The organism is Ruegeria sp. BHSA118, assembly GCF_059613405.1.
This window is the reverse complement of the sequence record NZ_JBXWSM010000001.1, coordinates 82,214-95,104: the sequence shown is the minus strand read 5'-3', so window position 1 is coordinate 95,104 and position 12,891 is coordinate 82,214. Positions and strand designations below refer to the sequence as shown.

General features: G+C 58.8%; 13 protein-coding genes. 8 read left to right on the top strand and 5 right to left on the bottom strand.

What is annotated here, in order from left to right; translation table 11 throughout:
* Positions 1 to 44: 44 nt before the first annotated feature.
* On the bottom strand, positions 45 to 1,790 hold the full coding sequence (gene argS / locus AC2FNN_RS00480) for an arginine--tRNA ligase (protein ID WP_496755832.1): 1,746 nt from the start codon (positions 1,788 to 1,790) through the stop codon (positions 45 to 47).
* 133 nt (positions 1,791 to 1,923) lie between these two features.
* Here argS and AC2FNN_RS00475 point away from each other — a divergent pair, with 133 nt between their 5' ends.
* Positions 1,924 to 2,475: a putative pterin-binding protein gene (locus AC2FNN_RS00475; protein ID WP_496755831.1), complete on the top strand. Its 552-nt coding sequence runs from the start codon at positions 1,924 to 1,926 to the stop codon at positions 2,473 to 2,475.
* On the opposite strand, the gene AC2FNN_RS00470 is transcribed toward AC2FNN_RS00475, so the two are convergent.
* Entirely contained in the window at positions 2,476 to 3,615 is a 1,140-nt protein-coding gene (locus AC2FNN_RS00470; RefSeq protein ID WP_496755829.1) for a deoxyguanosinetriphosphate triphosphohydrolase, read from the bottom strand.
* Between the two features lie 76 nt (positions 3,616 to 3,691).
* Between AC2FNN_RS00470 and AC2FNN_RS00465 the strand changes: the two genes are divergently transcribed.
* Complete coding sequence (locus tag AC2FNN_RS00465; RefSeq protein WP_496755827.1) at positions 3,692 to 4,015, top strand: HesB/IscA family protein; 324 nt, start codon at positions 3,692 to 3,694, stop codon at positions 4,013 to 4,015.
* Positions 4,016 to 4,293: 278 nt separating this feature from the next.
* Positions 4,294 to 5,073 (top strand): exodeoxyribonuclease III, encoded by a 780-nt coding sequence (xth, locus tag AC2FNN_RS00460; protein ID WP_496755825.1) that lies wholly within the window; start codon positions 4,294 to 4,296, stop codon positions 5,071 to 5,073.
* A gap of 4 nt (positions 5,074 to 5,077) precedes the next feature.
* Here xth and AC2FNN_RS00455 read toward each other — a convergent pair whose 3' ends face one another.
* Both AC2FNN_RS00455 and dksA read right to left on the bottom strand, forming a co-directional pair.
* On the bottom strand, positions 5,078 to 6,223 hold the full coding sequence (locus tag AC2FNN_RS00455) for an FAD-dependent monooxygenase (protein ID WP_496755823.1): 1,146 nt from the start codon (positions 6,221 to 6,223) through the stop codon (positions 5,078 to 5,080).
* Between the two features lie 72 nt (positions 6,224 to 6,295).
* A complete protein-coding gene (gene dksA / locus AC2FNN_RS00450; RefSeq protein ID WP_171167736.1) occupies positions 6,296 to 6,718 on the bottom strand; it encodes an RNA polymerase-binding protein DksA in 423 nt (140 codons plus the stop codon).
* Between the two features lie 382 nt (positions 6,719 to 7,100).
* Here dksA and AC2FNN_RS00445 point away from each other — a divergent pair, with 382 nt between their 5' ends.
* From AC2FNN_RS00445 to AC2FNN_RS00425, 5 genes are all read left to right on the top strand, one after another.
* Positions 7,101 to 7,946, top strand: a complete 846-nt coding sequence (locus AC2FNN_RS00445) for an AAA family ATPase (protein WP_152458249.1) — start codon at positions 7,101 to 7,103, stop codon at positions 7,944 to 7,946.
* Between the two features lie 101 nt (positions 7,947 to 8,047).
* Positions 8,048 to 8,506 carry a GNAT family N-acetyltransferase gene (locus tag AC2FNN_RS00440; protein WP_496755821.1) on the top strand — a complete coding sequence of 153 codons (459 nt, stop codon included), beginning with the start codon at positions 8,048 to 8,050 and terminating at the stop codon, positions 8,504 to 8,506.
* Positions 8,503 to 9,870, top strand: coding sequence for a DUF2927 domain-containing protein (locus AC2FNN_RS00435; RefSeq protein ID WP_496755819.1), 1,368 nt, complete (start codon positions 8,503 to 8,505; stop codon positions 9,868 to 9,870). Before AC2FNN_RS00440 ends, AC2FNN_RS00435 begins: the two co-directional genes overlap by 4 nt.
* Positions 9,851 to 10,048: a hypothetical protein gene (locus AC2FNN_RS00430; RefSeq protein WP_496755818.1), complete on the top strand. Its 198-nt coding sequence runs from the start codon at positions 9,851 to 9,853 to the stop codon at positions 10,046 to 10,048. Before AC2FNN_RS00435 ends, AC2FNN_RS00430 begins: the two co-directional genes overlap by 20 nt.
* 4 nt (positions 10,049 to 10,052) lie before the next feature.
* Entirely contained in the window at positions 10,053 to 11,237 is a 1,185-nt protein-coding gene (locus tag AC2FNN_RS00425; RefSeq protein WP_496755817.1) for a vWA domain-containing protein, read from the top strand.
* A gap of 15 nt (positions 11,238 to 11,252) precedes the next feature.
* On the opposite strand, the gene AC2FNN_RS00420 is transcribed toward AC2FNN_RS00425, so the two are convergent.
* A complete protein-coding gene (locus AC2FNN_RS00420) occupies positions 11,253 to 12,737 on the bottom strand; it encodes an inorganic phosphate transporter (RefSeq protein ID WP_496755815.1) in 1,485 nt (494 codons plus the stop codon).
* Positions 12,738 to 12,891: the final 154 nt, after the last annotated feature.

Sequence of the window (12,891 nt, the reverse complement as noted above, 5' to 3'; positions counted from 1 at the left end):
GTCATTTCTTGCCTACCTCGTACCGGCGGTTCGGGCGATATTTGTTACCGCATCTCCTGCGCCGGGGTGACGCCAAGAATACCCAAGCCCGCTGAAATCACAACAGAAACGGCCCGGGCCAGCGCAATTTTCGACTGGCTTGTGGCAACATCGCCATCCTGAATGAAACGCAACTGGGTTTCGTCATTGCCCTTATTCCACAGAGCGTGAAAATCCCCTGCAAGTTCATACAGATAGAAGGCGACGCGGTGCGGTTCGTTGGTCCGCGCAGCGATCTCGACCAAGCGTGGCCATTCCGCCAGCTTCTTGGCGACCGTCAGTTCGGCCAGGTGGTCCAGCGACGCCAGATCGGCCCCGCGCAGGGTGTCGTCGCTGGCGTCGATCCCCGCCTCGGCGGCACGGCGCAGCACGCTCATCACCCGGGCATGGGCGTATTGCACGTAGAACACGGGGTTCTCGCGGCTCTGTTCCAGCACTTTGTCGAAATCGAAATCCAGCGGCGCATCGTTCTTGCGGGTCAGCATCACGAAACGGGTCACGTCGGGGCCAACCTGATCGACCACATCGCGCAGGGTGACAAAGTTCCCAGCCCGTTTCGACATCTTGAACGGCTCGCCGTTTTTCCACAGCTTCACCAGCTGCGTCAGCTTGATATCCAGCGGCACCTTGCCATCGGACAGGGCCGACACGGCCGCCTTCATCCGTTTGACATAGCCGCCATGATCCGCCCCGAACACGTCGATCAACGCGTCAAATCCACGGCTCACTTTGTCATAGTGATAGGCGATATCGGGGGCGAAATAGGTCCAGCTGCCGTCCGACTTCTTGACCGGGCGATCGACGTCATCGCCATGTTCGGTGGATTTGAACAAGGTCTGCTCGCGCGGCTCCCAATCTTCGGGCTTTTTGCCCTTGGGCGGTTCCAACACACCTTCGTAGATCAGGCCCTTGTCTGTCAGCGATTGCAGCGCAGCCTCGATCCGGCCCGTGCCATAGAGCGATTTTTCCGAGAAGAACACATCCATCTCGACGCCCAGCGCCTTCAGGTCGGCGCGGATCAGGTCCATCATCGCATCAGTCGAAAACTCGCGCAGCTCTTCCAGCCATTCGCTTTCCGGCTTGTCGATCAGGCTGTCGCCATATTTCTCTTTCAGCGCCTCGCCGATCGGGATCAGATAATCACCGGGATACAACCCTTCGGCAATCTCGGGGCTGAGGCCGTTGGCTTCGCGGTACCGTTCGTACGCTGACCGCGCCAGCACATCCACCTGCGCGCCGCCGTCGTTGATATAGTATTCGCGGGTCACGTCATGGCCCGAATAGGCCAGCAGGCTCGCCAAAGCATCCCCGAACACCGCGCCGCGTGTGTGCCCGACATGCAGCGGACCGGTCGGGTTGGCCGAGACATATTCAACATTGACCTTCTGCCCCTGCCCCATGGCCGAGCGCCCGTAATCAGTGCCTTTTTCCAGCACAGCCGCCAACACGCCTTGCCAGACGGACGGCGCAAGACGCAGGTTCAGGAAACCGGGCCCTGCCACTTCAGCGCTTGTGATCCGGTCATTCGCCGCCAGTTTCCCGGCCAGAACATCCGCAATGTCGCGCGGCTTCATCTTCGCCGGTTTCGCCAGCACCATCGCGGCGTTGGTCGCCATGTCCCCATGCGCCGCATCGCGCGGAGGCTCGACCGCCACGTTGTCAAAGCTCAGCCCTTCGGGCAATGCACCTTCGGACTGCATCTGCGCCAGCGCGTCCAGTACAAGGCCGCGGATCTCGGAAAACAGGTTCATTTTGGATGTCCTTTTGCTTGTCGCGGGGTTTATCATGCAAACCAGCAAGGTCAATGGACGCCTAATGTTTAAGCTTGGTTTGGCGAAACATCTCGCTAATCTCGGGCCTGTACGCCGCTACCGGAGACCATTGATGCACCGCGCCTTGTCTTTTGCCCTGCTTTTGTCCACCGCCCTGCCTGTGCTGGCCGACCTGCCACAGCCCAAAGGCCATGTGCTGCTGACGCTGGGCGGCGCAGTCAGCGAAACAAACCTGCCCGCGCGGGGTGAGAATGACGGCGGTCTGCTGGGCTATCTGGAAGTCACGCATGACGGCGCGGCTGGTTTTGACGCGGCTATGCTGGACGGGCTGGCGCAGTTCGAGGTCACAATCCCCTATGGCCCTCCGGGCAATGAGCGGGATTACAGATTTTCAGGCCCGCTTTTGGCAGACGTCATGACATTGGCAGGGGCCGAAGGAAAAACCGCTCTTCCCATGGCGCTGGACGGGTATCACGCCGAAATCGAATGGGACAGCATCGCCACGCACAAACCGATCGTTGCCACGCATGCTGATGGCGCACCGATGGGGATCGGAGGTTATGGCCCGACGATGATCGTGTTCCCACCGACAGAGAACGCAGATCAGTCCGCGAAACAAGCGGCTCAGCAAGTCTGGGCCATCGCCTATATCGCTGTGGAGTGATCAGCCCGTCAGCCGCGCATAGTCCTGCAAGGCAAATCGGTCGGTCATGCCCGCAATGTAATCGGAAACGATGCGGGCCAAGGCTGTGTCGTCCCTGGCAGCTTCAATGTCATCGTGCCAGCGCACAGGCATTTGCCTGGGATCGTTCATGTAGATCGGAAACAGTTCTTCCACGATCTTTGCCACCTCGGCCCGTACTGACATCACCGTGGGTGCACGATACATCCGTGTGAACAGAAACGCCCTGATTTCACGCAGTTGCGCCCAAACCTCATCCGAGAACTGGATGACGGGATACCCAAGATGACGGATTTCTTCGACGGACTGCGCGCCAGACACGGCAATGAGATCGCGCGAGGTGTTGATGACATCGGCCACCATGACCCCGAAAACCCGCCTGAGCGCTTCGTGACGCCGGCGATAGGAATCCAGCCCTGGATATCTGGCATCCACCTCGGTGTAGCAGGCCCCGACAATCGGCAGGTCCTGCAAATCGTCATCCGTGAACAGGCTTGCGCGCAACCCGTCCAGAAGATCGTGATTGTTGTATGCAATGTCATCAGAAAGAGCCGCAACCTGCGCTTCGGCGCTGGCATGGGTGTGCAGTTCAAGATCGAAATCCTGATTGCACTCGGCCAATGCCCAAGGCAGATCGCCCTCAACGGGCCCATTGTGCTTGGCTATCCCTTCCAGAGATTCCCAGGTCAAGTTGCACCCATCGAATTCTGCATAGTGGCGCTCCAGCTTTGTGACGATCCGAATGGCCTGCGCGTTGTGATCAAAACCACCATAGGGTTTCATCAACGCGTGCAACGCGTCTTCGCCGGTATGTCCAAAGGGCGTATGCCCCAGATCGTGCGCCAGGGCCACGGCTTCGGTCAGCTCTGGGTTAAGGCCCAGGGCACCGGCAATGGTCCGGGCCACCTGCGCCACCTCGATGGAATGGGTCAGGCGGGTGCGGTAGCTATCGCCCTCATGTTCAACGAAAACTTGCGTCTTGTGCTTGAGGCGCCGAAAGGCGCTGGCGTGAATGATCCTGTCCCGGTCGCGCTGAAAGCATGATCGGAAACTGCTTTCCTCCTCGGGTACGAGCCGACCCTTGGTGCGGTCCGGATCCGAGGCAAAACTAGCTCTGTCCAAATGGCCCGTCCTTGTCGCCTGTCCTTGCACTTTCTATATTGTATGGCGTAACGGAAGGAAACCTTTGGAGACCGGCATGAATCTGCCCCCAACAGTCACGGATCGCGCCTTTGAACGCCTCGCAGAAATCGGCGCTGCGGATCAGGGTCAGGCACTGCGCGTCGCAGTGGAAGGCGGCGGTTGCTCGGGGTTTCAATACGAAATCGCTTTGGATACGCCAAATGAAGATGATCTGGTCCTTGAAGGTAAGGGGCAAAAAGTCATTGTTGACGCCATTTCGCTGCCCTTCCTGGAAAACGCAGTTATCGACTTCACCCAGGAACTGATCGGCGCGCGATTTGTGATCGACAACCCCAACGCCACCTCTTCCTGCGGTTGTGGCACATCATTTTCGATGTAACCGTGGGGGCTTTGCCCCCACACCCCCAGGATATTTTCAGCCAGATGAAGCAAGGATTCACCCTCTGACCGACAGACCAGAGGGCTTCACCTGGCGCGGTCATCGGCGTCCCCGCCTGTACCGCCACTTCAGCTTGAAGAAATTCGGTTAATAATCCGTTTCTTCATCTGGCCAAAAATATCCCGGAGCGCGAGGCAGAGCCTCGCAAATCCGATCTCCGCCTTGCCGTTGGGCCCGTTCTGCGCGATAGGTTGCACCAAATCTTCGGAGGATCGCGCATGAAAATCGCCACGTTCAACATCAACGGCATCAAAGCGCGGGCCGAAGCCCTGCCCCGTTGGCTGGACGAAGCGCAGCCAGACGTTGTGCTGCTGCAAGAGATCAAGTCGGTCGACGAAAACTTTCCGCGCGAGATATTCGAAGAGCGTGGGTTCAACGTGGAAACCCATGGACAAAAAAGCTTCAACGGCGTTGCAATCTTGTCGAAGCTTCCCCTCGAGGATGTATCCCGCGGCCTTCCCGGCGATGACGCGGATGAACAGGCCCGCTGGATAGAAGCCACCGTCGTTGGCAAAAAGGCTCTTCGGATCTGTGGATTGTATCTGCCCAATGGCAATCCCGCACCCGGCCCGAAATATGATTACAAACTGGCATGGATGGAACGGCTTTATGACCGTGCCCGGGATTTGCTGGCGACCGAAGAACCCGCGTTGATGGCGGGGGATTACAACATCATCCCGCAGGCGGAGGACGCCAAACGCCCCGAAGCATGGCGCGACGATGCATTGTTCCGCCCCGAAAGCCGCGCCGCATTTCGCAAGATTCTGAATCTGGGCTTCACCGAAGCGTTCCGGGCCACCACCCAAAGCGCGGGGCACTATTCTTTCTGGGACTACCAGGCCGGGGCCTGGAACCGGAACGACGGAATTCGGATCGATCACTTTCTGCTGACCCCGCAAGCGGCGGATCTACTGCGGGATTGCCAGATTGATGCCGCCGTGCGCGGGCATGAAAAACCCTCGGATCATGTGCCTGTCTGGGTCGATCTGGATATTTAGCGGTTCAGGCCGTGACGTCGTAGCTGTATATCCATTCGTAGCGGCGTGACAATTTCCCTCCGATGGCCATAAGCGCACATTGGGCCGCCAAACGGGCGGGGCCTGACAGGTGGAAATTGCGTGCGTTCGACCCGGCAGCGGCAACCACGCTTTCTGCCCTTGGTCTGCGCATTTGCTCGTAGGCGGCAAGCGCGCTGGTGACGCCCGAGTGTTCGTCGAATGATCGTGCAAGCACCCAGGCATCTTCCAGCGCCAGGCAGGCGCCTTGTGCCATGAACGGCAAGGTCGGATGCGCCGCGTCCCCCAGCAATGCCAGACGACCGTTTTGCCATTTTTTGGCGACCGGGCGCAGGAACAGGGCCCACAGATTCACGCCTGAGACCTTTGACAGAATCTCACGTACAGGACCGCCGAATCCTGAAAAACGTGCGCGCAATTCATCCGGGTCACCCTTCAGCTTCCATCCCTCTTCCCGCCAGTCCGAGCGTTCCTCGACCGCAACGATGTTCATCATGCTTTGATCGCGCAAAGGATAGGTCACGACATGCCGACCCGGCCCCATGGTCAGGGATGCCGTCACCACGCCTGAATCCGGTCGCCAGGGAATGGTGGCGCGCCAGGCGACCTGGTGCGTGAACTCGGGTGTCTCGGGCCCGTTCAGAGCCGGGCGAATCGTGCTTCGGCCACCGTCGGCGGCGATGACGCATTCGGCGCGCAGCCGCTTGCCGCTCGCCAACAGAATTTCGGCTTCGTTGGGGTGTTTCTGCACGTTGGAAACCTCGGCTCCCAGACGAACATCCACGCCGGCCTTGCGGGCCTCAGAATGCAGCAGACTCAACAAATCGGCACGGTGAAAATAATAGGTCGGGCCAGCCGAGGGTCCGGGCAGCCGGCTGACAACGCGCCCTTTGCGGTAATCGCGCAAGATCGTACCATGCGACTTCTGGCCCGCAGACAGATCCGCCACCCCAAGCGCACGCAACACGCACATCCCGTTTTCACTGATCTGCAGACCGGCGCCAACCTCGGTCAATGCCGGGGCTTGCTCCAGCAGGGTGACCTGCGCCCCGTGTTGCCGCAGCGCCAACGCAGCTGCCAGACCGCCGATACCGCCGCCAATTACACAGAAATTCAACCGATTGATCTTCATGACCCCCGCATAACGCAAAAACGCCGGAGCCACAGGCCCCGGCGTTCGAAATTTTCCAATTTCACCCGGCGATCAATCGTCGCGGTGGACCTTTTCGCGGCGCTCGTGGCGCTCTTGCGCCTCCAGCGTCATGGTTGCAATCGGACGTGCATCCAGGCGTTTCAGCGAAATCGGATCGCCCGTCTTTTCGCAGTAACCGTATTCACCTTCTTCAATCCGGCGCAGGGCTGCGTCGATCTTGGCAACCAGCTTGCGCTGGCGATCGCGTGTCCGCAGTTCCAGAGCGCGATCGGTCTCCTCGCTCGCGCGGTCTGCGACATCCGGGATGTTTCGTGTGTTGTCCTGCAGCCCTTCGATCGTATCGCGGCTGCCCGCCAAAAGCTCATTCTTCCAATCCAACAGCTTGCGGCGGAAATATTCAAGCTGACGTTCATTCATGAAAGGTTCATCTTCGGCCGGGCGGTAATCCTCCGGCAGAAAAACTTCCTGTTTCATATTTGCTCCCTCGGTATGGCCAGAAACGTCGGTCGCTGATGTTTCACCTGACATTTGGCACCCCCTTCTGCGCAGCGTTTAGCCGACGGGCGTGGGATTGTCACTACACAAACGTTGCTTCAGCACGCCCTCGCGCTGTTTTGTCTAAATATGAGACAAACAACAACAAAACCCTGTTTTTCTATGAAATTTAGCGGGCCTTTTTGAGGCAGGCGTCAATTGGCAGGGCACATTCGCGCGCACGAATCAACCAAAAGGGCTTGGAGTTCCTGCAAAAATCGCCTCAACGGACGCAGGGACGCGGGTTGTCAAAAACGTTGACCGTCTGTAACCCGGACAACACAACCTGCCCACGGATTACGAAAAACCACACGAGAGGCCCATGACCGCACGCTTTCAAGGTACAGCCGAATATGTCGCCACCGACGATCTGACGATTGCCGTGAACGCCGCCGTCACACTTGAACGCCCATTGCTGGTCAAGGGCGAGCCCGGCACCGGCAAGACAGAGCTTGCCAAACAGGTGGCCGGCGCGCTGGGGCTGAGGATGATTGAATGGAACGTGAAATCCACCACCCGCGCGCAGCAGGGCCTTTATGAATATGACGCGGTCAGCCGCCTGCGGGACAGCCAGTTGGGTGAGGAACGCGTGCATGACGTGTCGAACTATATCCGCAAGGGCAAGCTGTGGCAGGCCTTCGAGGCCGACGAAAAGGTCGTTCTGCTGATCGATGAGATCGACAAGGCCGATATCGAGTTTCCAAACGACCTTTTGCAGGAACTCGACAAGATGGAGTTCCACGTCTACGAGACAGGAGAAACGATCCGGGCCAAAAACCGCCCGATCGTTATCATCACCTCGAACAATGAAAAGGAATTGCCGGACGCGTTTCTGCGCCGCTGTTTCTTTCACTACATCCGCTTCCCGGACGAGGCCACGATGCGCCGCATCGTCGAGGTTCATCACCCCGGCATCAAGGATGCGCTTCTGACCACCGCCCTGACCCAGTTCTATGAAATCCGCGAGACGCAGGGGCTCAAGAAAAAGCCGTCAACATCGGAAGTGCTGGATTGGCTGAAGCTGCTGCTGGCCGAGGACCTGAGTGCCGAAGACCTCAAACGTGGCGGCGCAGATGCGCTTCCGAAACTGCATGGCGCGTTGCTGAAGAATGAACAGGATGTGCATTTGTTCGAACGTCTGGCCTTTATGGCACGCGGCAAACGATAGCCGGAGGGTGACTGGACGGTGATCATTGCTTGCCTTGGGGCGGCCCGGATGCCAGCATCGGCCCATCTGGCGAAACAGAGCTTCGCCGCCCACAGAATTGGATGAATCGCGTGGCGAACGCACTGACAATCCGCACCCTGCGTGCCGAGGACAAAAGCCAATGGGCCGAAATGTGGCGGGACTATCTGGCATTTTATGAAACCGCCCTGCCCGATGATGTATACGAAACATCCTTTTCCAGACTGCTGGGTGACGACCCACAGGATTTTTCCTGTTTCGTTGCCGAGCAGAATGGCGCCCTTGTCGGATTGACACACTATCTTTTTCATCGCCACGCCTGGAAGTTGGAAAAGGTCTGCTACCTGCAAGACCTGTTCGCGCGACCCGAAGCACGGGGGGCAGGCGTTGGCCGGGCCTTGATCCAGGCGGTCTATGACGAGGCCGATCGTCAGGGCGCGCCGTCGGTCTATTGGTTGACCCAGGATTTTAACCACACCGCGCGTAAACTGTATGATCGCATCGGCACATTGACACCGTTCATCAAGTACGCCCGCTCATGAAGCGATTGAGTGCCCTTTTTCTGGCACTGGTTGTTGCTGGCTGCGCGACGGTTGAAACGATCGAGCTGCCCGATCAGGTCACGGTTATCGAAGCAAGCCTGCCACCTGCCAAGTCTTTTTCAACAGCGCGACCTTCGCCGCCTGCTCGATCCAACAAGAACATCGCCTCGGATTTCTTGTCGTTGCATTTTGAACTGGAAAGCGGCGCCGCCCTGCCCGTTTTCACGCGTTTCGAGACCCCGGTCACTGTCCGCCTGACAGGATCGCCGACACCAAGCATGCAGCAGGATCTGACCCGGCTGCTCAACCGCCTGAGGCGCGAAGCCGGGATCAACATCCGACAGATCACCGAAGGTCAGGCGAATATCACCATCGAAGCCGTCAGCCAGAAAGACATTCTGCGCATTTTGCCCAATGCGGCCTGTTTCGTCGTCCCCAACTCATCCAGCCTTGAAGAATATCGCCGAGACCGCCGAAAGATCAAAAGCAGCTGGACAGAACTGCACAAACGCGAACGGCTTGGAATTTTCATCCCATACGACGTCAGTCCGCAGGAAATACGTGATTGCCTGCATGAAGAACTGGCGCAAGCGCTTGGTCCGCTGAACGATCTGTATCACCTGCCGGATTCGGTGTTCAACGACGACAATATCCATACGGTTCTGACCGGGTTCGACATGTTGATCCTGCGGGCGGCCTATGCGCCGGAACTGCGCACCGGCATGACCCGCGATCAGGTCGCCGCGGTCATCCCGGGGGTTCTGAGCCGGATGAACCCGCGCGGGGACAGGGTGCCCGTTCAACCCTTTACGGATACGCCGCGCGAATGGATTGACGCGATCCAGAAATCACTGGGACCGGGATCGGGGTCGCCCAGACAGCTGCGCGCTGCCCGAAAGGCGGCACGGATCGGTCAGCAACAGGGATGGACGGACCACCGCCGCGCCTATCCCCATTACCTGATAGGCCGGATGGAACAATTCCGGGACCCCATCGAAGCCCAACGCCAGTTTCAGATTGCGCAGCAGTTTCTGAAGGCCACGCCCGGCACAGAGGTGCATCAGGCCTATGTCACAACGCAAACCGCGGCATTTGCGCTGGCACAGGAAAAAGGACCCAGTGTTCTGCCCGAGCTGAACGGGGCTATCGATGTCATGACACGGGCTGAAAATGCGTCATTGCTGGCCACGTTGTTGTTGCTGAAATCAGAGGCGCTGAAACAGGCGGGGCAGATACAGCAGGCACGTACCGTCAGGCTGGACAGCCTGGGATGGGCGCGGTACGGGTTTGGTTCGGATCTGGTGGCCCAGTCATTGTCGCGGGACAATGGCCGAAGAAATACGGATGGCACGAAAGACGGATGACGCACATATGTTGGTAGTTCTGGGAATGGCGGCACTAGGTGCAACCTTGGGCGCCCTGACCGCGAAAAAGCGCAGCGGCGATCGCGCCGACATGGCGCAATATGCCGCCGGATACGGCATTGCCTTTGCGCTGGTGGGTCTGGTGATCTCGTTGATTCTGGTGCGTTTGGTGGCCTGACACGATGTTCCTGCCCTTTTTCGAAAACCTTCGCAAAGCTGACATCCCGGTATCGCTTCGGGAATATCTGACTTTTCTGGAAGGCATGAAAAAGGGTCTGGCCACCTATGATGTCGAGGCGTTCTACTATCTCGCCCGGGTATCGATGGTGAAGGACGAACGCAACATCGACAAGTTTGACCGCGCTTTTGCCGCCAGTTTCGAAGGACTGAACGAGATCAGCTTCGATCAGGTTCTGGAAGCCGTTGACATCCCCGGCGACTGGCTGGCCAAAATGGCCGAAAAACACCTGTCGGACGAGGAAAAAGCCGAGATCGAAGCGCTTGGCGGTTTCGACAAACTGATGGAAACGCTGCGCGAGCGTCTCAAGGAACAACAAGGCCGCCATCAGGGCGGCAACAAGTGGATCGGCACGGCCGGGACCTCTCCTTTCGGGGCCTATGGCTATAATCCCGAAGGCGTGCGCATCGGCCAAAAGGAAAGCCGCCACCAGCGCGCGGTCAAGGTTTGGGACAAGCGCGAATTCAGAAACCTGGACGACACGGTTGAACTGGGCACGCGCAACATCAAGGTCGCCCTGAAACGCCTGCGCCGCTGGGCGCGCGAAGGTGCTGCGGAAGAACTGGATCTGGACGGCACCATTCGCGCCACTGCCGAGCACGGCTATCTGGACGTCAAAACCCGACCCGAACGTCACAACGCGGTCAAGGTTCTGCTGTTTCTGGACGTTGGCGGATCAATGGACCCGCATATCAAAGTGGTGGAAGAGCTGTTTTCGGCCGCACGGTCCGAGTTCAAGCATCTGGAATATTACTATTTCCACAATTGCCTTTACGAAGGCGTCTGGCGCGACAATCGCCGCCGCTGGGACCAGCAGACGCCCACGCATGAAGTATTGCGCACCTATGGGCCCGACTACAAATGCATCTTCGTCGGCGACGCCTCGATGAGCCCGTATGAGATCGCCTATCCCGGCGGCGCCAACGAGCATTGGAACGCAGAGGCCGGGCAGGTCTGGCTGCAACGCGCGCGGGATCAATGGGCATCGAACCTGTGGATCAATCCCGTGCCCGAGAAGTATTGGGAATACACCCATTCCATCAGCATGATTCAGGAGATCTTCGAAGGCCACATGGTGCCGATGACCCTGGCCGGGCTGGAACAGGGCATGAAAGCACTGACCCGTTGAGGTCAGCGCCAGAGTTTACCCGGCAATTACCTGAATCCCAAGAAACAGGATCGCTGCCAGCATTGCTGCGGCGGGAACCGTGATTACCCACGCAGCAACGATGGTCAGGAAATGCGACCGGCGAACCAGCTTGCGGCGGCGGCGTTCTTCCGGCGCGACGCGGGGGCGTTCGGTGAAAGCCCGGCTGGCGCGTCTCAGCCTTCGCTCGGCATCCCATTCCCGGAAGAACCCGACTCCGAATACAGCGCCAACCGCGATATGGGTGGAACTGACAGGCAGGCCCAGCCAGCTTGCAACGATCACCGTGATTGCGGCCGACAGGGCGACGCAATAGGCCCGCATCGGGTTGAGCTTGGTGATCTGGCTGCCAACCATGCGGATCAGTTTCGGACCAAACAGGAACAGGCCGAACGATATCCCGAACGCACCGATGACCATGACCCAATAGGGAATGCTGACGGCATGAGTGAAGTCGCCCGAGGCAGAAGCCTGCACAATCGCGGCCAACGGCCCCACCGCGTTGGCAACGTCATTTGCACCATGCGCAAAACTCAGCAGCGCCGCAGACACGATCAGCGGAATTCCGAACAGAATTTTCAGCGATTTGTTGCGGTTCTCAAGCCCCTCGGACTGGCGGCGGATCACCGGGATCATCACTGCCCAGATCAGCCCTCCACACGCCGCCCCGATCAGCAACGCTGTCCCCAGATCAATCTTGATGATTTTCTTGAGACCCTTGAGCGCCAGATAAGATGCAAAGGCGCCCGCCATGATCCCGACCAGCATCGGCACCCATTTGCGGGCCGCAGCGATCTTGTCTTCCTGATAGATGATCCTGGCCTTGATAAACCACAGGAAACCGGCTGCGACCAAGCCCCCCAGAACCGGCGAGATCACCCAGCTGGCGGCGATCTTGCTCATGGTACCCCAGCTTACGGCGCCGAACCCGGCAGCGGCGATCCCTGCCCCCATGACACCGCCGACGACCGAATGCGTGGTGGAAACCGGCGCGCCGATCCATGTCGCCAGATTGACCCAAAGCGCCGAGGACAGCAGCGCCGCCATCATCGCCCATATGAAAACGTCGGCCGTTCCCATGCTTTCCGGCGCGATAATTCCCTTGGCGATGGTCGACACGACATCGCCCCCGGCAATGAGCGCCCCGGCACTTTCAAAAACAACGGCAATCGCGATGGCACCGCCCATCGTCAGCGCATTCGCCCCCACTGCGGGACCCATGTTGTTGGCGACGTCATTGGCCCCGATATTCAGCGCCATATAGGCCCCGAACATCGCCGCGATCACGACGACAAGCGAATTGTTGCCCTGCCCGAACAGGAAAGCGGCCACGAGGCCTGCGACGACAATGAATGCCAGGGCGATCCCTGAACCCACAAAGGGCCGTCCAGCCTGTGCAGTCGCCATTTCGAGGCGTGAAAAGCGACGCAAATCCCGGTCGAGCGTTTCCAGGTGACGCGCTTCATAGTTCTTGTCGGTCATGGGTCCCCCAATCGATAGCGCCCTGTCGGTTAAGTGGGATCGTTGAAATAATCAACAGCTCATATCGCAAGATCACAACTTATCGAAGGTTGTGCCGATTTCGGCGCACGAAAAAGGTTATGCCGGTTTTGGCGCATGAACATGCGGGTCCTGA

What these genes read in the sequence shown, in the direction of transcription:
- argS (WP_496755832.1), bottom strand. Translation starts at nt 1,790, where the DNA reads ATGAACCTGTTTTCCGAGATCCGCGGCCTTGTACTGGACGCGCTGGCG.
- AC2FNN_RS00475 (WP_496755831.1), top strand. Translation starts at nt 1,924, where the DNA reads ATGCACCGCGCCTTGTCTTTTGCCCTGCTTTTGTCCACCGCCCTGCCT.
- AC2FNN_RS00465 (WP_496755827.1), top strand. Translation starts at nt 3,692, where the DNA reads ATGAATCTGCCCCCAACAGTCACGGATCGCGCCTTTGAACGCCTCGCA.
- xth (WP_496755825.1), top strand. Translation starts at nt 4,294, where the DNA reads ATGAAAATCGCCACGTTCAACATCAACGGCATCAAAGCGCGGGCCGAA.
- AC2FNN_RS00455 (WP_496755823.1), bottom strand. Translation starts at nt 6,223, where the DNA reads ATGAAGATCAATCGGTTGAATTTCTGTGTAATTGGCGGCGGTATCGGC.
- dksA (WP_171167736.1), bottom strand. Translation starts at nt 6,718, where the DNA reads ATGAAACAGGAAGTTTTTCTGCCGGAGGATTACCGCCCGGCCGAAGAT.
- AC2FNN_RS00445 (WP_152458249.1), top strand. Translation starts at nt 7,101, where the DNA reads ATGACCGCACGCTTTCAAGGTACAGCCGAATATGTCGCCACCGACGAT.
- AC2FNN_RS00440 (WP_496755821.1), top strand. Translation starts at nt 8,048, where the DNA reads ATGAATCGCGTGGCGAACGCACTGACAATCCGCACCCTGCGTGCCGAG.
- AC2FNN_RS00435 (WP_496755819.1), top strand. Translation starts at nt 8,503, where the DNA reads ATGAAGCGATTGAGTGCCCTTTTTCTGGCACTGGTTGTTGCTGGCTGC.
- AC2FNN_RS00430 (WP_496755818.1), top strand. Translation starts at nt 9,851, where the DNA reads ATGGCACGAAAGACGGATGACGCACATATGTTGGTAGTTCTGGGAATG.
- AC2FNN_RS00425 (WP_496755817.1), top strand. Translation starts at nt 10,053, where the DNA reads ATGTTCCTGCCCTTTTTCGAAAACCTTCGCAAAGCTGACATCCCGGTA.
- AC2FNN_RS00420 (WP_496755815.1), bottom strand. Translation starts at nt 12,737, where the DNA reads ATGACCGACAAGAACTATGAAGCGCGTCACCTGGAAACGCTCGACCGG.